Raw genomic sequence first — 20211 nt, forward strand, 5'->3', positions numbered from 1 at the left:
CGTTGACATTAGTTTAGTTTCTAACCTTAAAACATGCTTTGTTATAGGACAAGTTTCCATAGCCGGAGTTTCAACGAATTGATATCCTTGTACCCTGTCGCGCTTAAACGGTTCATCAATGGCTGAACCATCGACTGCTCAAGTTGTCGGAAACCTGACACTTCCCTTAAAATAGTTACAGTTAACGAGTTAAGCGCGCGTAAAGGAGACAAGGTGTCGGATAAAAATTTTTCCATAGGGTCACGTATGATCAAAGTCCGTTTGCTAAGTGCCGCAGTGTTGATGACCATGTTCACCTCATCTGCCTGGGCTTTTTCTATAGATGATGTTGCCAAACAAGCGAAGGCATTAGCCGATAAAGGTTACGAAGCGCCGAAAAGCAATCTTCCGTCTCAGTTCCGCGATCTCAAATTCGCAGATTACCAACAAATTCAATTCAATCATGATAAAGCGTACTGGAAAAACCTGAATACGCCGTTCAAGCTTGAGTTTTATCATCAGGGTATGTACTTCGATACGCCGGTTAAAATCAACGAAGTGACGGCGAACTCAGTTAAAGAAATCAAATACAGCCCGGACTACTTCAACTTTGGCAACGTCAAACATGACGCTGACTCAGTGAAAAACCTCGGCTTTGCCGGCTTTAAAGTGCTTTACCCGATCAATAAAGCCGACAAAGATGATGAAATTATGAGTGTGCTGGGTGCCAGCTACTTCCGCGTCATCGGTAAAGGTCAGGTTTATGGCTTATCCGCGCGTGGTCTGGCAATCGACACGGCACTGGCTTCCGGCGAAGAATTCCCGCGTTTCCGTGAATTCTGGATCGAGCGTCCAAATCCGGATGAAAAACATTTAGTCATTTATGCGTTGCTGGATTCTCCACGTGCAACTGGTGCTTATCGTCTGGACGTTTATCCAGGCAAAGAAGCGACGGTGGATGTGCAGTCTCAGGTTTATCTGCGCGACAAAGTGGGCAAGCTGGGTGTGGCACCATTAACCAGTATGTTCCTGTTTGGCGCAAATCAGCCTTCACCGGTACTGAACTACCGTCCGGCGCTGCATGATTCCAACGGTCTGTCGATTCACGCCGGTAACGGTGAATGGATCTGGCGTCCGCTGAACAATCCGAAACACCTTGCGGTCAGCCAGTTCTCAATGGAAAACCCGAAAGGCTTCGGTCTGCTGCAACGTGGTCGCAGCTTCTCCAACTTCGAAGATTTGGACGATCGTTACGACTTGCGTCCGAGCGGTTGGGTTGAGACCAAAGGCGACTGGGGCAAAGGTAAAGTTGAGCTGGTCGAAATTCCGACGGCTGATGAAACCAATGACAACATCGTTGCTTTCTGGACGCCGGAGCAATTGCCTGATGCAGGCAAACCGCTGAGTCTGAACTATCGTCTACACTTCACCCGTGAAGAGGAGAAATTACATTCTCCTGATCTGGCGTGGGTTGAACGGACAATGCGTTCTACGGGTGATGTGAAACAGTCGAACCTGATCCGTGAGCCAGATGGCAGTGTTGCTTTCCTGATTGATTTCGTCGGTCCGAATCTGAAAGCACTGAAGAGCGATACGCCGGTGGCGTCTCAGGTCAGCGTTGGTGACAACGGTGATCTGGTTGAAAACTCCGTCCGCTATAATCCTGTCACTAAAGGCTGGCGTCTGACGCTGCGCCTTAAAGTGAAGGATCCGAAGAAAGCGATCGAAATGCGCGCTTCTCTGGCCAATGGCGACAAAACTCTGAGTGAAACCTGGAGCTATCAGCTGCCTGCAAATGAATAAGTCAACGCACTCTACTCAAGATTATGTAGAAGCTTTGCCGCTTACTGATGAACAGAAAGCGGCGCTCACTCAGCAGCTTCCCGTTGCTGAAGAGCAGGCTTTTGCAACCGTCCATCACCGCTTAGGCGGTGATGTGTCGGCCATCGTTGATGCTGCGGATCCTGATGCCCCTTTGGTGTCAGTCAAAGCACGTGTCAGCGCAAGCTGGCCAGATGCCCGGGAGAAGGGCACTCTGGACGAAGTCGATAACGAAGGCCGTACCATCGCCCGCGCGATGCCGCCGGTTAAACGTTCCAGCATGTTCCCTGATGTCTGGCGCACCAACCCGGTCGGTCGTTTCTGGGATAACCTGATGGGGCGCAGTGCGGCTTCCCGCCATCGTGCCTCAGAAATGCCTGAGTCGGAAAAGCGCTGGCGTCATGCCGGTTCTGTTCGTCGTTATATCCTGCTTATCCTGATGCTGGTTCAAACGGCGATCGCTACCTGGTACATGAAAACTATCCTGCCTTATCAGGGCTGGGCGCTCATCGACCCAAGCGATATGCTGAATCAGGACTGGCAACAGTCGGTTCTGCAATTGCTGCCTTATGTCTTACAGACCGGGATTCTGGTGCTGTTTGCGATTCTGTTCTGCTGGGTTTCGGCCGGTTTCTGGACCGCACTGATGGGCTTTTTGCAATTGCTCATCGGTCGTGACAAATACAGCATTACGGCATCGACTAAAGGCAATGAGCCGCTGAATCCGAACAACCGTACTGCGCTAATCATGCCTATTTGTAACGAAGACGTGGAGCGCGTTTTCGCGGGTCTTCGTGCAACGTATGAATCAGTCAAAGCCACGGGTGACCTGGATCAGTTCGATATTTACGTGCTCAGCGACAGTTACGATCCGGATATCTGCGTAGCGGAACAAAAAGCCTGGATGGAAGTGTGCCGTGACGTCGAAGGTCACGGGCGTATTTTCTATCGCCGTCGCCGCCGTCGTGTGAAGCGTAAAAGCGGAAACATTGATGACTGGTGCCGTCGCTGGGGCGGGGAATATGCCTACATGGTTATTCTCGATGCCGACAGCGTCATGAGCGGTGAATGCCTGACCGGCCTGGCCCGTCTGATGGATGCTAACCCGAACGCCGGTATTATTCAGTCTGCGCCAAAAGCGTCAGGTATGGATACGCTGTATGCGCGTTGCCAGCAGTTTGCGACCCGCGTTTACGGCCCGCTGTTCACCGCCGGTCTGCACTTCTGGCAGCTGGGCGAATCTCACTACTGGGGCCACAACGCAATTATCCGCGTGAAGCCGTTCATCGAACACTGTGCGCTGGCGCCATTGCCAGGCGAAGGCTCATTTGCCGGTTCCATCATGTCTCATGACTTTGTGGAAGCCGCGCTGATGCGCCGTGCAGGCTGGGGCGTGTGGATTGCCTATGATTTGCCGGGCAGTTACGAAGAGTTACCACCAAACCTGCTGGATGAGCTGAAACGCGACCGCCGCTGGTGTCACGGTAACCTGATGAACTTCCGTCTTTTCCTGGTTAAGGGGATGCACCCGGTTCACCGTGCGGTATTCCTGACGGGCGTGATGTCTTATCTTTCTGCTCCGTTGTGGTTTACTTTCCTCGCGTTGTCTACCGCATTGCAGGTCGTTCATACGCTGATGGAACCGCAATACTTCCTGCAACCACGTCAGTTGTTCCCGGTGTGGCCGCAGTGGCGTCCTGAACTGGCGATAGCCCTGTTCTCGACCACCATGGTCTTGCTGTTCCTGCCGAAGCTGCTGAGTATTGTGCTGATCTGGGCAAAGGGCGCGAAAGAGTTTGGCGGTGCATTCCGTCTGCTGGTTTCGATGTTCCTCGAGATGTTGTTCTCGGTACTGCTTGCGCCGGTACGTATGCTGTTCCACACCGTTTTCGTGGTCAGCGCGTTCCTTGGCTGGGAAGTGGTCTGGAACTCACCGCAGCGTGATGATGATGACACGCCATGGGGCGAAGCCTTCAAGCGTCATGGATCTCAGCTGTTGCTGGGTGCTGTCTGGGCTGCCGGTATGGCATGGCTGGACTTGCGTTTCCTGTGGTGGCTGGCGCCAATCGTCTTCTCTCTGATCTTGTCGCCGATTGTTTCGGTGTTGTCGAGCCGTGCAACGCTCGGGATTAAGAGTAAACGAGCCAAACTGTTCCTGATCCCGGAAGAGTACAATCCTCCGCGTGAACTGGTGGCGACTGAAGAATACCTGACGCTGAACCGCGAACGTAAGCTGCAGAATGGCTTCATGCACGCGGTATTTGATCCGGGCTTCAACGCACTGGCAACGGCGATGGCAACGTCCCGCCACCTGCTGCGCGATGCCGTTGAAAACGGTCGTCGTGCTCATCTGGAACATGCGCTGAAAACTGGTCCGAAGGATCTGGGTAAAGCGGATCGTCTGATTCTGCTCAGTGATCCGGTGCTGATGGCACGTTTACACTCTGCGGTGTGGACGCAACCGGATCAGCAGGCATGGGGTGCATACTACAACCAGCTGCCTCGTAACGTACAGGCGTTCCCTGTTACGCAGACGCTGGAAGTAAAACCCGCCTGACTGACAGTGCAGGGCTAAAAACGGGCAGTATGTGCAAACATACTGCCCGTTTTCTTTATGCGTGAAGACAGGTAATCTTTAGCGGATTACAGTATAAATTTTACCTCCCCTTAACATTGAAAGTGTCACGCGCGTGCTAAGCTCAGAGCGCAATTTTGCGCTAAAAAGCGTGCTTCTTTTGATTTGATTCGACAGGTTGTGTGAGTGATTAAACGGGTTGTTTTACGTGGATGTGTGCTGGCGTTACTGACCACTCTGCTTGCCGGATGTGGCAGTATTATCAGCCGTACCGTTCCGGGGCAGGGACATGGCAATCAGTATTATCCCGGCGTGCAGTGGGATTTGCGTGACAGCCCGTGGCGTTACGTCACCGTCATTGACGTCCCTTTATCAATGATTGTCGACACTTTTATGTTGCCGATTGATGCCCGCCACGGGCCTTATGAATGAGTCTTAATCCGCGCCCTTAATCGATATCGCGGCCGGGATATTCGTCTTCATCATCCCATTCTTCCGCTGCGGCTTCACCTTCTTCGGTATCAAGCTGCGGCTCGTGCTGGAATTCGCCTTCATCCCATTCATATAACGTGGCTTCGTCATCCCACTCTTCTTCAAGTTCTATCTGATCATAGTCCTCGTCAAAGATAGCCTGCGCTGCCGCGCCGCTGCGGAAAGTCAGTGCGTCGACAGCTTCGCCTTCACCGGTGAAAAATTCTGCCTGCCACATGATATCGCCATCCTGCATGATGTATTTTTGCAGGTTGAACTGATCCGGAATGGGCTCCTCATCACCATGGATCCTGTCTTGCGCAGCTTCGAGAAATTCTTCGCGGGCGGCATCAATAGCTTCTTCAAGCGTTGCGTACATGCTCATTGTTGTCTCCTGGATTGAAAGGGAAATAGGGGTGCAGCAAATAGCGTTATTAATGAACAAGTAACGACCATCTGACAGTGAAAAACCTGATTAAATGATTGTTGTCGATAACTGGCAGGATGCAAGTTTTCAGACCAAATCAGTCGGATTTTTTTCTGCTATTCTCAATTTCTTGCTGGTGATTTTCATCGGATAAAAAGAGAGACGGTACAAATGGTTTCACGACAGGCAGTTATGCGGGTGGCGCGTCCGACGGATAATCTCGAGCCGTTAGCGCGAATGTATTGTGAGGGGCTGGGTTTCGGGGAGATCGGCCGTTTTAGCGATCATCAGGGCTTTGATGGTGTGCTGGTAGGGCATCCGCATCACCATTATCATCTGGAGTTCACGCATCACCACGGCACATCGGTGGGGCGGGCGCCGACGCAGGACAATCTCCTGGTGTTTTATATTCCGGATAACGAGGAATGGCGTAGTCAGTGTGAGCTGATGTCAAAAGCGGGTTTTATCGCCGCGCCATCGTTTAATCCTTACTGGGATGAATGCGGTAAAACCTTTGAGGATATCGATGGTTATCGCGTGGTTCTGGCTCAGCGTGACTGGAGCGTCTAGAAACTTGCGTCAGTACAAGCTTTGCGACGCCAGCCAGGCGCTAGTCCGCCATAGCCTGCTTAGGCCGGCGTTGCAGGCACCAGTACGAATATCCCGCATTGAACAGTACGACCATCGCTGTGACGAAAAATACCGTACGGAAGCCGTAACTGGCGGATACTGCCGCGCCCAGTAAAGGACCGGTGACGTTCCCGACATCGCGGAAAGACTGATTGTAGCTAAACACGCGTCCGGCAACCTGATTGGTACAGTTATAAATCAGCAGCGTCTGCACGGCGGGAAGCAGTGCGCCATCGCAGGCACCCAGCAGAAAGCGCAAAATACCGAGTTGTAATGGCGTCTGGACAAAAGCCATGGGGATCAGGAGTAACACTGACAGCGCCAGCATCGCCACCAGAATTCGCTCCGGGCCAATCCGGTCGCCGAGTTTGCCCAAACGGGGCGCACTCATCAGCGCGGCCACGCCAGGTACCGACGCAATCATCCCACTGATGAACGCCAGATTTTGCGTATTTCCCGCCAGTTCACGCACATATAACGTCAGAATCGGCGCAATTGAGCCGGTCGCAATCTGAATAATCAACGTAGTGACGAAAAGACATAACACCAGCTTGGGGTTTTTCAGCGAAGCAAAAACTTGCTTACGGTTGAGCATGTCCTTTTTGTTCACCGGCACGAACTGCTCGCGGATGAAATACAGCGTCATCAGAAAACACAGGAATAACACGCAGGCGGTGATGAAGAACACCGGACGCAAACCGTAGCTGTCGGCGAGCAACCCCCCGACCAGCGGGCCGATCAGTGCGCCACTGACCGCACCGGTAGATAACGTGCCCAGCGCCCAGCCGCTTTTATTGCGCGGAATTTGGGTGGCGATCAGCGCATTGGCATTAGGGACGAATCCGCCAAGAAGCCCGAGCAGCGCGCGAAGGATCAGAAATTGCCAGATATTTTGTGCGAAGCCCATCAGCACCATAACAATCGCCATGCCCAGCGCGGAACGCAGCAGCATGATTTTACGGCCTTTACGGTCCGCGAGTCCGCCCCAGAAAGGCGAGGCGATAGCAGAAAACAGAAAGGTAATACTGAAAACCAGCCCCGACCACATATTCAGGGATTCATGGCCGGTAACACCGAGGGTTTCTATATACAAGGGCAGGAACGGCATGATCAGGCTGAATGCGGCACCGGTCAGGAAGCAGCCAATCCAGGCAACATACAGATTACGTTTCCAGTTTATAGGATCTGGTGCGATTTCAGGTTCAGGTGCCGGAGTCATAAAATACCGAAAAATGAGGTCAGGTTCGCTCTGGAATGACAGACGGAAACAAGACAGAGCACAAGTAACAATCAATTGGCATGATAATTATGCGCCTAATTATCATTCACTTCAATGATGTTAATGAACTGTAACAGTAAGAACTAAAATACAGGTTTAAAAAAATCGGGGAGTGAAGAAGATCAAACGGAGGGTGAAAAATGCAAAAAAAAACGGCCAGCAACGAAGCTGACCGCGACAGACACAGATTTAATAACATCCAGGATGACGCAAAAAAAGACCGATTAACGCAAGGCTTCGTTTTTCATAACGGAGTAACGGCCACTGCCCAGGAACATGATCACCAGACCGCCGAAGAAGTACATGGCTTCACCTTCCAGACCCCAGGCTCCGACTTCTGTGGTGGTAAAGAACTTGCCGGCGACGACCAGGAACACAGCGACTAAAATATTGAAGGCCATTACCAGCGCAGCAGGGCGGGTGAAAATACCCAGGATAATCAGAACCGGCGCAATCACTTCGCCAATGTAAGCGCCATAGGCGATAAAACCAGGCAGACCGTCAGCCTGCAACATCTGGGCAATCCAGCCGACACCGTTTTCTATTTTAGCTACGCCATGAAATAAAATGAGAATGCCAAAAGTCAGACGTAACAGCAGCTTACCAAAATCCTGATGATCAATGGCGCGGGTAAAAGAAGCGTTCAGTTTAGCCAACATAATGTGTTCCTTTTGAAGGTAACATGCCCGGGTGCAGGCAGGGGGTCACGCGGCTCCAAGATCAGCGGAGTAATCACGTGGAGGAATTATGCAGAGAGTATTGGCCTAAACGGGATGGGATAAAATCTGATAACTTTGAAGATGTCTGTCAAAAAAACTGTCGAAGCAAATCAAAAAACCGGCAGAACCTGAGTCCGCCGGTTTGGTACGTTAATCCCTGAGGGCTTTATAGAGCGACGGTTCCCCTTGCGGGCGCGTTTTGAAGCGGCGGTGCAGCCACATATATTGCTCCGGCGCCTGGCGGATTTCGTTCTCAACCACTTTATTCATATACGTCGCGGCGACCACTTCATCATCCAGCGGGAAGTCAGCCACCTGAGGATGAATGATCATCTCATAGCCTTTTCCACCCGGCAGACGGCGCGGAGTGAACGGGATAATGGCCGGTTTGCCCATCCGCGCCAGCAGGTAGGTGCCGGTGGTCGTTGCGGCTTTATCCACGGCAAAGAAAGGAACGAATACGCTGGCACGCGGGCCATAGTCGTGATCGGGCGCATACCAGATGATGTCGCCCTGCTTGAGACTACGGATCATACCTTTGAGGTCTTTGCGATCAAGCATCCCTTTGTTCGAACGCATACGTCCTTTGGTCTGGATCCAGTCCATCAGCTTATTGTCGTGCGGACGGTAAACGCCCACGCCCGGGTTGTGAATGCCGAAAATGCGGGCGCCCAGCTCCAGCGTCAGGAAATGTACGCCTATCAGCAACACGCCCTGTTTGTTGTCACGTGCGTGCTGGATATGCTCCAGACCGCTGACTTTGAACCAGCGCTCTATACGCCAGTCCGGCCAGAACCAGGCCATACCGGTTTCAAATAAGCCCATTCCCACGGATTCAAAGTTTTTAACCACCATATCTTCACGCTGTTCCGGGTGCATGTCCGGGAAACATAATTCGATATTACGCCGCGCAATTTTATAGCGGTGTTTGAGAAAACGCATAGAGAAGCGGCCCAGTCCGGTGCCAATTCGATAAATGACCGGATAAGGTAATAATACCAGCGCATACAGCAAGCCCAGACCAAGCCAGGTGATCCAGTAGCGTGGGTGAAGCAACGATCGGTTAAAGGTCGGTACCTGAGTCATAGATTCTCTGCGTCAATGGATCGAAGTAGAAAGTTTATAAGCTCTGTCTAGTGCAGCAGCCTGCCACGGAAATACGTCCATATTTCGATGGGAATAAAAGTTGTTCGTAATTATTTGCAGTAAAGTGAAACATTGTGGCATTTTTTTTGTATGACGTGAAAATTCACGGCACTAATACCTCATTTTACTTATGGATTGGGTGAATGGAAAACAATTTGGTTTTTATCTACTCATCCGTTTTGCCATGGTATACATCGCATCAAATATCAGCAGAGAAACGGTTTTGTCAATGAAACAGGCAGCCCTGAAGGCTGCCTGTTGTGCTTTTGCGACTGTGGGGTTATTCCGAATGGAACAGACCTTTCAGCCCGTGAGGCTCACTGCGCCAGTACTGTTTCGGCGCCGAAACTTTGGCGCCCAGTTTCGCGGCAGCATGCCACGGCCAGCGCGGGTTATATAAAATGCCACGAGCGAGGGCAATCATATCAGCCTGACCGGTGCCGATAATGGCTTCAGCCTGCTCCGGTTCGGTGATAAGTCCTACGGCGATCACTGGCATGTTCACATAACGCTTGATGCCGTCAGCGAAAGGCACCTGATAGTTCGGGCCAACGGCGATTTTCTGCTGCGGACTCAGGCCGCCGCTGGAGACGTGAATATAGCTGCAACCCAGCTTGTCCAGCGCTTTAGCCAGTTCAATGGATTGTTCCAGGTCCCAGCCACCTTCCACCCAGTCAGTGGCAGAGATACGCACACCAATCGGTTTTTCAGCCGGGAATTCGGCACGTATTTCCTGGAAGATTTCCAGCAGCAATCTCATACGGTTTTCCAGTGAGCCACCGTACTGATCTGTGCGCTGGTTTGACAGCGGTGACAGGAACTGATGCAGCAGATAACCGTGCGCACCGTGCAGTTCGAGCAGGTCTAAGCCCAGACGATCCGCGCGGCGGACAGTCTCAACGTACGCTTTTTTCAGCTCATCAATACGCGCCAGAGACATCGCCTCAGGTGCTTCAGTGCCCTCTGTGAAAGCAATAGCGGAAGGTGCGACCGTTTGCCAGCCGCCAGCAGATTGTGGGATTTGCGCGCCACCGTTCCACGGCGCAGCGCAGGAGGCTTTGCGACCGGCATGTCCCAGTTGCAGACCCAGCGGCATTTTGCTGTTGGCGCGCAGGCCGGTAATCAGATCTTTCATTGCTGCTTCAGTGGCATCGTCCCATAACCCCAAATCCTCGGCAGAGATACGTCCTGCGGCTTCAACGGCAGTGGCTTCAAGGATGAGCAGACCGGCACCGGAGAAGGATAACTGCCCCAGATGGGCGTGATGCCATGCAGTAGCTTTCCCCTCATCGGAGGAATACTGGCACATTGGCGCGATCACAATGCGGTTTTCCAGCGTCAGCTCGCCTAAGGTAATTGGTTCAAAAAGCTTACTCATATTTCATGCCCCTTAAAATTCAGCGTAGTGAAGAGTTCCCAAGGATGGGTGACATCTAAGAATAGGTTATCGCATTTAAAACATGGGCAATGAACAGCAGGTGTTTTTCTTATGACGAATTTGCAACGGAAGATGTCCTCGTTGTTGCTTTAATGTATAATCTTGCCGCTTCAAAAGTAGCTATTCGGTATCCAATAGTTAAATTCCCCTGAAAGACAGGAACGTACACCATGCCAGTGTTACATAACCGTATTTCTAATGAGGAACTCAGGGCGCGCATGTTGGCTGAAACAGAGCCGCGCACCACCGTTTCTTTTTATAAGTATTTCCAGCTCGAAGATCCGAAAACCTTCCGTGATGCTTTGTATGTCAGCCTGACGCGTCTTAACGTGTTTGGTCGTATTTACGTGGCAAAAGAAGGGATTAACGCGCAAATCAGCGTTCCGCAGAGCAAGTTTGAGGCGTTTAAAACCGAGCTGTTTTCCAGCCATCCGGCGCTGGATCAAATTCGTCTGAACGTGGCGCTGGAAGACGACGGTAAATCCTTCTGGGTGCTGCGTCTTAAAGTGCGTGACCGTATCGTGGCGGACGGGATTGATGATGATACTTTCGATCCTTCTAACGTGGGTGAGTACCTGAAAGCCGAACAGGTCAACGCCATGATTGACGATCCGGACACGCTGTTTGTTGATATGCGTAACCACTACGAATATGAAGTGGGGCATTTTGACAAAGCGATAGAAGTGCCATCGGATACCTTCCGCGATCAGCTGCCAATGGCCGTTGATATGCTTAAAGAAGACAAAGACAAAAAAATCGTGATGTATTGCACGGGTGGGATCCGCTGTGAAAAAGCCAGCGCCTATATGCTGCATAACGGTTTTAAGAATGTGTATCACGTTGAAGGCGGCATTATTGAATATGCGCGCCGTGCAAAAGAGCAGGGCTTACCGGTCAAATTTAAAGGCAAAAACTTTGTCTTTGATGAACGCATGGGTGAGCGTATTTCTGATGACGTGATCGCGCATTGCCACCAGTGTGGCGAAGCGTGCGACAACCACACCAACTGTAAAAATGACGGCTGCCATCTGTTGTTTATTCAGTGCCCGACGTGTGCGGCGAAGTTTGACGGTTGTTGCAGCGAAATCTGTATGACCGAACTGAAATTGCCGGTGGAAGAACAGCGTGCGCTGCGCGCTGGCCGTGAAAACGGCATCAAGATTTTCAATAAGTCCAAAGGCCTGTTGCAAACCACCATGCATATTCCTGCTCCGGAAAACGACTGACTGGCGTCTGAATGACAAAAAGCCCTGAACGGCATTCGCTGTTCAGGGCTTTTTTGGCCCAGTGAATTACTTCTCCTGCACACCTTCCACGGAAATAATCAGCTCCACATTCTGAGACGCAGGACCCAGATCGGTGGTGATGCCGTAATCTTTCAGCGCGATAGTGCCTGCGGCTTCAAAGCCTGCACGATAGCCGCCCCACGGATCCTTGCCCTGACCGAGCAATTTGGCCTGAAGGGTCAGCGGTTTGGTGACGCCGTTGAGAGTGAAATCACCGGTAACTTCCAGATCCTCACCTTCTTTTTTCACTGACGTTGATTTGAACGTTGCCTGCGGATGTTTGCCGACATTTAGGAATTCAGCGCTGCGCAGATGTTTGTCACGTTCGGCATGATTGGTAAATACGCTGGTGGTGTTGATGGTCACATTCACTTTATCCGCCGCTGGGTCTTTCTCGTCGAAAGTGAATCCGCCGTCAAAATCGTTAAAGCTGCCGTAGAGCCAGCTGTAACCTAAATGTTTGATACGAAATTCGATAAAGGCGTGCTGACCTTCTTTATCAATTTTGTAATTTGCTGCGGTGGCAGAACCCGCGGCCAGTAACAGGGATGCCAGCGTCAGTCCCAGAGTGGTTTTTTTCAACATGGTTATTCTCCGTTTATCCATAATGTGAACAACATAAGTAAAGAGCAGAACGTTAACCGGATCAGCGCCCCAGCATGCGTGTCAGGGTGCTGTCGCGGTCAATAAAATGATGTTTAAGCGCTGCAAGCGCGTGGAACCCTGAGACAATCACAATGCCCCACGCCAGCCACAGATGCAGGGTGCCTGCAATGTCCGCCTGCTGATTCAATCCGAACAGCGTCGCGGGAAGTTCAAACCAGCCGAAGACGCTGACGGCCTGGCCTTCAGCGGTCGAAATGAGATAGCCGCTTATAAGAATGCCGAACAACCCGATAAATAACAGAACATGAGCAAGCCACGCGCCGATCCGGGTTTTCGCGCTATAGCTTTCAAGAGGCGCAGGCGGCGGTGAAATAAAGCGCCAGGCCAGACGAAATACCATGGCAATAAACACCAGCACGCCAATGCTTTTATGTATTTCCGGCGCTCGGTGATACCAGGTGTCGTAATAACCCAGTCCGACCATCCACAATCCCAGTGCAAATAATCCGTAAACGGCCAGTGCAATAATCCAGTGAAGGATTACTGAAATATGACCAAACCGGACGGGCGTATTTTTCCACAACATAAACAGGCAATCTCGACTAAGGATTTTTGTGGAAATTAAACATTTAGAAACATTCTGGCAAACTATTATTTCCAAAAAAGACGATTAATTTTACTCTTTCATTATTTTTGATGTTCTTATCATGATCTTATTCAGTGCTTTCGTTTTATCTGCACGGCGGTACGGGTTTTTGAGTACAAGGCAGAGCTGGCAAGGGTTTGTCAGTTTTTGTCATCGAAAGTAAAGTTTGCTTTTCTTCTAAAAATTTGAGTAAAAATAATGATTACAACAGTGATTAATAATATCGGATGTTTTTGGTTTCAGTTTTTTTGAATGAATGAGGATCTGGAATAACGCAGTGTTTATGTCGTAAAGACTCAATGTTTCTTAAAGAAAGCGTAAAGACTTTTAGGGTTTTGTTCAGACCTGATCGAGATCAGCTTATGCAATAGGATGATATTTATAATCCTTTTTAATTCCAATTAGGAATATTTTTATTGTCTTATATTTGATGTTTCCTGATGAGGTTTCTTTCCCTGAATTCAAAGAGAGCGGCATCCGGCATCACATGGAGAGTGACACTATGTTTACTGCAACAAAACGGTTTACTGCAACAAAACGGTTCACTGCAACAAAACGTTTTGCCGCCATTCCGGTACTGCTGACATTATTCATCGCCCCGCAGGTCGTTCAGGCTGCGCAGCCCCTGCCGGTAGTAACCGCTGCCACTATCGAAACCCAGGCTGACGGCGTTGGCCGCACTTATCTCGGGCGACTTGAGGCCGTTCAGGCGGTGAATATTACCAGCCGGACGGAAGGATTTATTGCCCGCCGCGCCTTTGAAGAAGGGCAGTTCGTGAATGCCGGGGATCTGCTGTATGAAATCGAACCGGCCCTGCATCAGGCTGCGGTTGCTCAGGCAAAGGCCCAACTGGACAGTGCCAATGCCACTGCGCGCCACGCCCAGACACATCTGAACCGTATTCAGCGTCTGGGAGATGCGCGTACGGTAAGTCAGTCCGATGTCGATACCGTGCTCGCCGCACGTGATACCGCCCGCGCTGCCGTGGCGCAAGCGCAGGCTGCATTGAAAACGCAGGAACTTCAGCTCAGTTACACCCGTATCACCGCGCCCATTTCGGGGCGCATCGGCGTGAGTCATTTTCATACCGGCAGTCTGGTCAGCCCGGCCAGCGGTGTAATGACGGAAATTGTGCAACTTGATCCCATCCGCGTGGTGATTTCGGTCAACGAGCGGGATGTTCTCAGCGCGACGCATACCAGCGGTGACCTCGGACAGGCATTTTCTGATACCCATATGGCTTTGTCCCTGCGCTTATCGGATGGTTCACCCTATATGAAAACGCCGGTGTTTGAGTCACTGGGTAACCGCATCGAAGCACAGACAGGAACGTTGCCGGTCAGGCTGACGGTCGCCAATCCTGAGCATCGTTTATTGCCGGGCGGAACAGTCAATGTCACCGCCCAGCCGCGCACAGGGGATCAGCTGCCGGTATTGCCGGCGCAGGCTCTGCAGCAAAATGCGACAGGATATTTTGTTCTGCTGGTGAATGCTGAACAGCGCATCGAGGCGCGTCCTGTCCGGCTTGGCGCACAAACTTCTCACGGCTATTTCGTGGCTGAAGGATTGCAGGGCGGCGAAAGTGTCGTGACGGAAGGCCTGCAACAGATTCAGCCAGGCATGAAGGTCAGTGTACGGGACGCTTCTGACGTCTCAGCCGCCGCAGCTAAGAAAGGTTAAGGAACAACGATGCTTCAGCAATTTATCAAAAGACCCCGTTTTGCGGTGGTGATCGCGCTGGTGACGGCACTGTTGGGTGCCGTTGCACTCAAGGTGATCCCGGTCGAGCAGTATCCTGATATTACGCCACCGGTGGTTTCGGTCAGCGCCACCTATCCCGGTGCCAGCGCGCGCGATGTGGCGGAATCCGTCGCTGCGCCTATTGAAGCGCAGGTCAATGGCGTCAGTAATATGTTGTATATGTCATCGAACAGCGGCAATAACGGCAGTTACACGCTGACCATTACCTTTGCCAGTGGCACCGATCCGGACACCGCGGCCGTGGAAGTCCAGAACCGTATTTCTCAGGTCAGCTCGCGTCTTCCGCCGGAAGTGCTAAGCACGGGTGTATCGGTGCGTAAACAGGCGTCTAATATTCTGATGGGGATCAGCCTGCTTTCACCAAAAAATACGCACGACAAATTATTTATCAGTAACTTTGCCAGCATTCAATTGCGCGATGCGCTGGCGCGTATTGATGGCGTAGGTGATGTGCGGGTTTTCGGTTCGCGTGATTACAGTATGCGGATCTGGCTGGATCCGAACAAAATGGAAGCGCTGGATGTCAGCAGCATTGAAATCAGCACGGCTATCCGCGAGCAAAACGTACAGGCCGCTGCCGGACAGATTGGCGCGTCACCTAGTCCATCAATGCAGCAGCAAACCCTGACCATTAGCGGTGCCGGACGGCTGAGTTCGCCGGAAGAGTTCGGCAATATCATTGTGCGCAAGAATGCCAATGGCGGAACGGTTCGTCTGCGGGACGTCGCGCGAATTGAACTGGGCGCGCAGGATTATCAGGTCAATGCCACACTGAATCAGACGCCATCTGCGTTCCTGTCTGTATATCCCGCGCCGGGAGCGAATGCGCTGAATGTGGCCAATGCGGTGCGTGAAGAGATGACGCGTCAGGCGCGCAATTTCCCTCACGACCTCACCTATGAAATTAAATTCGACTCAACCCGTTTTGTGAGCGCTACGCTGGATGAAATCGCTGTTTCACTGGTGCTGACTTTTATCGTTGTTCTGACAATTGTGTATTTGTTCCTGCAAAGCTTGCGAGCGACATTCATCGTCGCGCTGACCATTCCGGTTTCGTTGCTCGGCACATTTGCTGTGCTGTACGCCTTTGGCTATTCCGCCAACACGCTGAGTTTGTTTGCCATTATTCTGGCCCTGACGGTGGTGGTCGATGATGCCATTGTGGTGGTAGAAAACGTCGAGCGTTTGATGATGGAAGACCCGTCTCTCGGACGCGTTGCCGCTACCCGCAAAGCCCTGAAGCAAATTGCGGGCCCGGTAATTGCGACGACCGTGGTTCTGCTGGCGGTATTTGTCCCGATTGCGGTTTTACCTGGCATTACCGGCGCCCTGTATCGTCAGTTTGCCGTTACATTGTCGGCTGCAGTGGTGCTTTCCAGTATCAATGCGCTGACGCTGACGCCGGCACTGTGCGCGACGTTGCTCAAACCGCGCCCTGAGAAACCCGCCCGCATTTTCCACCTCTTTAATCAGGGGCTGGACAGCGTGCGTGATAAGTATGTCAAAACCGCTGCGGGTCTGAGTAAACATGCCCTGACCAGCGTAGCGACGGTGCTGGTCATTACCGGCGCCTGCGTGTGGGGCTACAACAGCCTGCCAAAATCTTTTCTGCCGGATGAAGATCAGGGTTACTTCTTCGTGAATGTGCAGTTACCAGATGGTGCATCCCTGAACCGGACTGACGCCGTGCTGGACCAGATGCAGACCCTTCTGGAGAAGGATCCTGCGGTGGAAGATGTGATCGCTATCAGCGGTTTTAGCCTGATGAGCGGCGGAAGTGCGCCCAATACTGCGTTCGGCATTGTATTGCTCAAACCCTGGGGTGAGCGCAGCGCAGTGGATCAGGTGATCGGTCGTCTGCAACCGGCAATGGCGGGCATTCCTTCTGCGATGATCATGGCGATAAATCCGCCGGCGATTTCCGGGCTGGGAACCGCTTCCGGACTGGATTTACGCCTTCAGGCATTGCAGGGGCAATCCCCGCAGGAACTGGCAGAAATTGGACGAACGATAATACAGGCGGCCAATCAAAATCCGCAGCTGAGCCGTGTCTTCACTACCTTCAGCGCCTCCGTACCGGAAATTGCCTTAAGCGTGGATCGCGATCGTGCCGCCATGATGCAGGTGCCCGTTGGCCGAATTTTCTCGACATTACAGACGTCTCTGGGCGGTGTGAATGTCAGCGATTTCATCAAGAACAACCGTTTGTTTAACGTGCAGATGCAAAATGAAATGGAAGATCGCCAGCGTGCGGACCAGATTTCGACACTCACTGTGCGCAGTGATAACGGTTCACTGGTAAGCCTTGGGAAAATGGTGGAGCTGACACCTTCACTGGGCGCGCCCTTTATTACGCAATATAACCAGTTCCCGTCGCTGGCGGTGAGCGGGGCGGCGGCGCCGGGCGTCAGTTCCGGTGAGGCGATGGCGCAAATGGAAAATATCCTCAGTGAAAAGTTACCGGCAGGCTATGGCTATGAATGGAGCGGAATGTCATTGCAGGAAATTCAGGCCGGAGGGCAGGCAATCCTTATTTATGCCGCGGCACTTCTGTTTGCCTATCTGTTCCTGGTGGCACAATACGAGAGCTGGAGCATTCCGCTGGTGGTCATGATTTCGGTTATTTTTGCGATATTTGGCGCTATCGGCGGCCTGCATTTAGCGGGATTAAGTAACGATGTCTATGCTCAAATTGGCATGGTGTTGCTCATCGGGCTGGCCGCGAAAAACGCCATATTGATCGTCGAGTTCTCCAAAGCGCGCAGGGAAGAAGGGGCAACCGTCCGCGAAGCCGCGCAGGAAGGGGCGAAACAGCGTTTTCGTGCTGTTATGATGACGGCCATTTCCTTCATTCTCGGCGTGTTACCTCTGGTAATGGCGTCAGGAGCGGGAGCCATGAGCCGTCATATTATCGGTGTCACAGTGTTTAGCGGCATGTTGCTGTCCACGACGGTGGGGATCCTGTTTATCCCCGCGCTGTATGTTCATATTCAGCGTTTACGTGAGTGGACGAAATCCCGCTAAAGGCATGAGGGAAAGAAATTTGCGTAAGACAATGGTGACAACTCAGGGCCTGAGGATCGTCGTGATGATGGCGATGCTGGTGGTGATATTTGCGGGCATTAAATCGGCAGCAGATATCATTGTGCCATTCATTCTGGCGCTGTTTCTGGCTTTCGTCCTCAATCCACTGATTGTCTTACTGGGAAAATGGCGGGTGCCCCGGGCACTCGCGGTATTACTGGTTGCGACACTGACGGTATGCCTGATGGTGTTTCTGACCACCAAGTTGCTGATGACCCTGAATGAGTTTGCCCGCACATTACCGCAATATCGCGGGCTGATTGCAGCAAAGCTGATAGAAATTGATGCCTGGTTCCACTGGTCAGAATTTTCATTAACACCTGAACAACTGGCCGGCTATATTGATCCGGCCTTCATGCTCAATCTGGTCAGCAAGCTTATCAGCTATCTGTCTAATGCCATGGCGGGTTTATTTTTACTGCTGATGACCGTCGCCTTTATGCTGCTCGAAGTTCCGCAACTGCCTTATAAGGTGCAGCAGTTGTCCGAAGATCCGGGCAAGGGCATGGCGAATGTTCAGCGTGCGCTCGACAGCGTAACCCGTTATCTGGTGATCAAAACGTTGATCAGCGTCGTGACCGGGCTGGCGGTGTGGGCGTTGCTGGCCGTTATGGGGATCAGGTTTGCGTTTCTCTGGGGGATGCTGGCTTTTGCACTCAATTATATCCCCAACATTGGTTCCTTTATCGCGGCAATTCCTCCCATCATTCAGGCATTTTTGTTCAATGGCTTCAGTGAAGGTCTGATTCTGACCGGAGGATATATCCTGATCAATCTGCTGTTCGGCAGCATTATTGATCCGAAAATTCTTGGCCGCGGGCTTGGGCTTTCGACGCTGGTGGTATTTGTATCGTTGATTTTTTGGGGATGGCTGATGGGGCCGGTGGGAATGCTGCTGTCAGTACCGCTGACCATTGTGCTGAAAATTGCACTGGAGCCGACCGCTGCTGGACACAAAATTGCCGTCCTGCTGGGCGACGGACCGCTGAAACGCTAATTTCAGTTCTGCTCTTCTATTCGCTGCGCGAGAATTTCGATGCTTTGCAGCGATATCAGTAATTGCTGACGGGCGGCTAGATCAAGCCCGTCAAACAATCTGTCGATGGCTTCCTGCTTGGGTTTTTTTACCTGCGCCAGTGCCTGTTTGCCGGCTTCTGTCAGCTCAAGCAATTGCGAACGGCGGTCAGTAGGATGGCGACGACGCACCAGTAAACCATCTCTGTCCATCGCATCTATTGCATCTGTGATCGTACGGGGAGATTGCTGAAGCACGTTGGCCAGCTCAGCCGGACGGCAGGTCCCTTCCTGGGCAATCGCTGTCAGCAGTTTTTCGCGTGCAAGAGAAAGCCCCTGAGCGGACATGGCGGCGTCTACTTGTTTACGCATCAGCCGGATAACCGACAGCAGCGTTTCAGTGATCACCGCCGGAGTTGCATCGTCAGATGTGTGTTCAATCATATTGTGAGGCCACTCAAAATTAGTCTGCTAACGTTGAGTTTATTGTATCCCTCCGCGGGCGGAGTGCAACCTGCCTGTGGCATGGAGTTTAAAGCACGACGGGTAAAGTGGAAGGTTTGAAGCGGAGAAATAGCGATGACAAAGCCACTTAATACCCTGACTGAACAGGATATTAATTAGCTTTGTTGGCTTAACTGTAGATTTTGTAAATCTGCTGAAGGTCATCTTTAATCTGACGACTGACGGGTGTTGCGGAAATATCATCGATCGGCCAGAACATATACTTGATGAGATTATAAACGAAGCAGAACTCCAGACGGTTACGGACTTTTATTTTTTGCGCCAGATGACGCTTGTGGACATAAACCGTTCGGCTACTGATATTCAATTTTCTGGCGATGCGGTAGTTAGGCATTTCCGACATCCAGTAACTCATCACCAGAATCTCCTGATCGCTAAACAAGGTTCTGGGGATCTTGAAATTATTAACGGGCATAAACGACTGCGGGTCTAAAGCTATCTCTCGTAATAATGACGTCAGTGACTGTTTGTTGAGAATAAATACTTCGCGGGTAACCGCAATCGGAGTATCACAATCAGGATAATTCGCATCGATATAACAGTATATACTTGCGCCGTGTCGAAACTCGAAGAAGTTTTTTAATTCCTGAGACAATTCGGAGTTGTGACAATACTTCGTCATGTTAACTAAGATAATGTCTGGCTGAAATTCAGGGATAGAGTCTAACGCCTGTGAAACATTCACTGCATCAATAATCTGGAGATTATTATTCTCAGCCAGATACGAGAAAATTCCTAATCGGGTAAAGCCACAGGGTTCAATAATTGAGATTTTCATGTCACGTCCTTGTCATGCGTGTCAT

At 51.5% G+C, this 20211-nt stretch carries 17 protein-coding genes; 8 read left to right on the forward strand and 9 right to left on the reverse strand.

Annotation, left to right across the window (positions count from 1 at the left end; all coding sequences use genetic code 11):
- Positions 1-246: 246 nt before the first annotated feature.
- The 3 genes from CKQ54_RS10730 to CKQ54_RS10740 all read left to right on the forward strand — a co-directional run bounded on the left by CKQ54_RS10730 (position 247) and on the right by CKQ54_RS10740 (position 4807).
- On the forward strand, positions 247-1782 hold the full coding sequence (locus CKQ54_RS10730; protein WP_112291240.1) for a glucan biosynthesis protein G: 1536 nt from the start codon (positions 247-249) through the stop codon (positions 1780-1782).
- On the forward strand, positions 1775-4357 hold the full coding sequence (gene mdoH / locus CKQ54_RS10735) for a glucans biosynthesis glucosyltransferase MdoH (RefSeq protein ID WP_120160590.1): 2583 nt from the start codon (positions 1775-1777) through the stop codon (positions 4355-4357). The genes CKQ54_RS10730 and mdoH overlap by 8 nt, the downstream gene beginning before the upstream one ends.
- A 204-nt stretch (positions 4358-4561) precedes the next feature.
- Entirely contained in the window at positions 4562-4807 is a 246-nt protein-coding gene (locus CKQ54_RS10740) for a YceK/YidQ family lipoprotein (RefSeq protein ID WP_112291169.1), read from the forward strand.
- A gap of 16 nt (positions 4808-4823) precedes the next feature.
- Here CKQ54_RS10740 and CKQ54_RS10745 read toward each other — a convergent pair whose 3' ends face one another.
- A complete protein-coding gene (locus CKQ54_RS10745; RefSeq protein ID WP_120160592.1) occupies positions 4824-5231 on the reverse strand; it encodes a MysB family protein in 408 nt (135 codons plus the stop codon).
- Between the two features lie 213 nt (positions 5232-5444).
- Here CKQ54_RS10745 and CKQ54_RS10750 point away from each other — a divergent pair, with 213 nt between their 5' ends.
- On the forward strand, positions 5445-5843 hold the full coding sequence (locus CKQ54_RS10750; RefSeq protein ID WP_120160594.1) for a VOC family protein: 399 nt from the start codon (positions 5445-5447) through the stop codon (positions 5841-5843).
- 40 nt (positions 5844-5883) lie between these two features.
- On the opposite strand, the gene mdtG is transcribed toward CKQ54_RS10750, so the two are convergent.
- From mdtG to CKQ54_RS10770, 4 genes are all read right to left on the reverse strand, one after another.
- Entirely contained in the window at positions 5884-7122 is a 1239-nt protein-coding gene (gene mdtG, locus CKQ54_RS10755) for a multidrug efflux MFS transporter MdtG (RefSeq protein ID WP_120160596.1), read from the reverse strand.
- 284 nt (positions 7123-7406) lie between these two features.
- On the reverse strand, positions 7407-7841 hold the full coding sequence (locus CKQ54_RS10760) for a DoxX family protein (protein ID WP_120160598.1): 435 nt from the start codon (positions 7839-7841) through the stop codon (positions 7407-7409).
- Between the two features lie 210 nt (positions 7842-8051).
- Positions 8052-8987, reverse strand: a complete 936-nt coding sequence (locus tag CKQ54_RS10765) for a Kdo(2)-lipid IV(A) acyltransferase (protein WP_120160600.1) — start codon at positions 8985-8987, stop codon at positions 8052-8054.
- A 340-nt stretch (positions 8988-9327) separates the two neighbouring features.
- Positions 9328-10425 carry an NADH:flavin oxidoreductase/NADH oxidase gene (locus tag CKQ54_RS10770; protein ID WP_112291160.1) on the reverse strand — a complete coding sequence of 366 codons (1098 nt, stop codon included), beginning with the start codon at positions 10423-10425 and terminating at the stop codon, positions 9328-9330.
- Between the two features lie 230 nt (positions 10426-10655).
- On the opposite strand from CKQ54_RS10770, the gene trhO reads away from it, so the two are divergent.
- The gene (gene trhO, locus CKQ54_RS10775) at positions 10656-11711 is read left to right on the forward strand and encodes an oxygen-dependent tRNA uridine(34) hydroxylase TrhO (RefSeq protein WP_120160602.1); all 1056 of its coding nucleotides are present in this window, start codon (positions 10656-10658) and stop codon (positions 11709-11711) included.
- A 66-nt stretch (positions 11712-11777) separates the two neighbouring features.
- On the opposite strand, the gene CKQ54_RS10780 is transcribed toward trhO, so the two are convergent.
- Complete coding sequence (locus tag CKQ54_RS10780) at positions 11778-12353, reverse strand: YceI family protein (RefSeq protein WP_120160736.1); 576 nt, start codon at positions 12351-12353, stop codon at positions 11778-11780.
- Between the two features lie 64 nt (positions 12354-12417).
- Positions 12418-12963, reverse strand: a complete 546-nt coding sequence (locus tag CKQ54_RS10785) for a cytochrome b (protein WP_112291157.1) — start codon at positions 12961-12963, stop codon at positions 12418-12420.
- 562 nt (positions 12964-13525) lie between these two features.
- On the opposite strand from CKQ54_RS10785, the gene CKQ54_RS10790 reads away from it, so the two are divergent.
- Genes CKQ54_RS10790 through CKQ54_RS10800 form a run of 3 tightly spaced genes read left to right on the forward strand, consistent with a single transcriptional unit; the run spans position 13526 to position 18866 of the window.
- Positions 13526-14704, forward strand: a complete 1179-nt coding sequence (locus tag CKQ54_RS10790) for an efflux RND transporter periplasmic adaptor subunit (protein WP_120160738.1) — start codon at positions 13526-13528, stop codon at positions 14702-14704.
- A 9-nt stretch (positions 14705-14713) separates the two neighbouring features.
- Entirely contained in the window at positions 14714-17809 is a 3096-nt protein-coding gene (locus CKQ54_RS10795; RefSeq protein WP_120160604.1) for an efflux RND transporter permease subunit, read from the forward strand.
- A gap of 19 nt (positions 17810-17828) precedes the next feature.
- Positions 17829-18866: an AI-2E family transporter gene (locus CKQ54_RS10800; RefSeq protein ID WP_120160606.1), complete on the forward strand. Its 1038-nt coding sequence runs from the start codon at positions 17829-17831 to the stop codon at positions 18864-18866.
- A 2-nt stretch (positions 18867-18868) separates the two neighbouring features.
- On the opposite strand, the gene CKQ54_RS10805 is transcribed toward CKQ54_RS10800, so the two are convergent.
- Positions 18869-19327, reverse strand: coding sequence for a MarR family winged helix-turn-helix transcriptional regulator (locus CKQ54_RS10805; protein WP_112291153.1), 459 nt, complete (start codon positions 19325-19327; stop codon positions 18869-18871).
- A 190-nt stretch (positions 19328-19517) separates the two neighbouring features.
- The gene (locus CKQ54_RS10810) at positions 19518-20186 is read right to left on the reverse strand and encodes a response regulator transcription factor (protein ID WP_120160608.1); all 669 of its coding nucleotides are present in this window, start codon (positions 20184-20186) and stop codon (positions 19518-19520) included.
- Positions 20187-20211 lie beyond the last annotated feature (25 nt).

Origin of the sequence: Rahnella variigena, from assembly GCF_003610915.1 — a bacterium.
GTDB lineage: Bacteria > Pseudomonadota > Gammaproteobacteria > Enterobacterales > Enterobacteriaceae > Rahnella > Rahnella variigena.

What these genes read in the sequence shown, in the direction of transcription:
- CKQ54_RS10730 (WP_112291240.1), top strand. Translation starts at nt 247, where the DNA reads ATGATCAAAGTCCGTTTGCTAAGTGCCGCAGTGTTGATGACCATGTTC.
- mdoH (WP_120160590.1), top strand. Translation starts at nt 1,775, where the DNA reads ATGAATAAGTCAACGCACTCTACTCAAGATTATGTAGAAGCTTTGCCG.
- CKQ54_RS10745 (WP_120160592.1), bottom strand. Translation starts at nt 5,231, where the DNA reads ATGAGCATGTACGCAACGCTTGAAGAAGCTATTGATGCCGCCCGCGAA.
- CKQ54_RS10750 (WP_120160594.1), top strand. Translation starts at nt 5,445, where the DNA reads ATGGTTTCACGACAGGCAGTTATGCGGGTGGCGCGTCCGACGGATAAT.
- mdtG (WP_120160596.1), bottom strand. Translation starts at nt 7,122, where the DNA reads ATGACTCCGGCACCTGAACCTGAAATCGCACCAGATCCTATAAACTGG.
- CKQ54_RS10760 (WP_120160598.1), bottom strand. Translation starts at nt 7,841, where the DNA reads ATGTTGGCTAAACTGAACGCTTCTTTTACCCGCGCCATTGATCATCAG.
- CKQ54_RS10765 (WP_120160600.1), bottom strand. Translation starts at nt 8,987, where the DNA reads ATGACTCAGGTACCGACCTTTAACCGATCGTTGCTTCACCCACGCTAC.
- CKQ54_RS10770 (WP_112291160.1), bottom strand. Translation starts at nt 10,425, where the DNA reads ATGAGTAAGCTTTTTGAACCAATTACCTTAGGCGAGCTGACGCTGGAA.
- trhO (WP_120160602.1), top strand. Translation starts at nt 10,656, where the DNA reads ATGCCAGTGTTACATAACCGTATTTCTAATGAGGAACTCAGGGCGCGC.
- CKQ54_RS10785 (WP_112291157.1), bottom strand. Translation starts at nt 12,963, where the DNA reads ATGTTGTGGAAAAATACGCCCGTCCGGTTTGGTCATATTTCAGTAATC.
- CKQ54_RS10790 (WP_120160738.1), top strand. Translation starts at nt 13,526, where the DNA reads ATGTTTACTGCAACAAAACGGTTTACTGCAACAAAACGGTTCACTGCA.
- CKQ54_RS10795 (WP_120160604.1), top strand. Translation starts at nt 14,714, where the DNA reads ATGCTTCAGCAATTTATCAAAAGACCCCGTTTTGCGGTGGTGATCGCG.
- CKQ54_RS10805 (WP_112291153.1), bottom strand. Translation starts at nt 19,327, where the DNA reads ATGATTGAACACACATCTGACGATGCAACTCCGGCGGTGATCACTGAA.
- CKQ54_RS10810 (WP_120160608.1), bottom strand. Translation starts at nt 20,186, where the DNA reads ATGAAAATCTCAATTATTGAACCCTGTGGCTTTACCCGATTAGGAATT.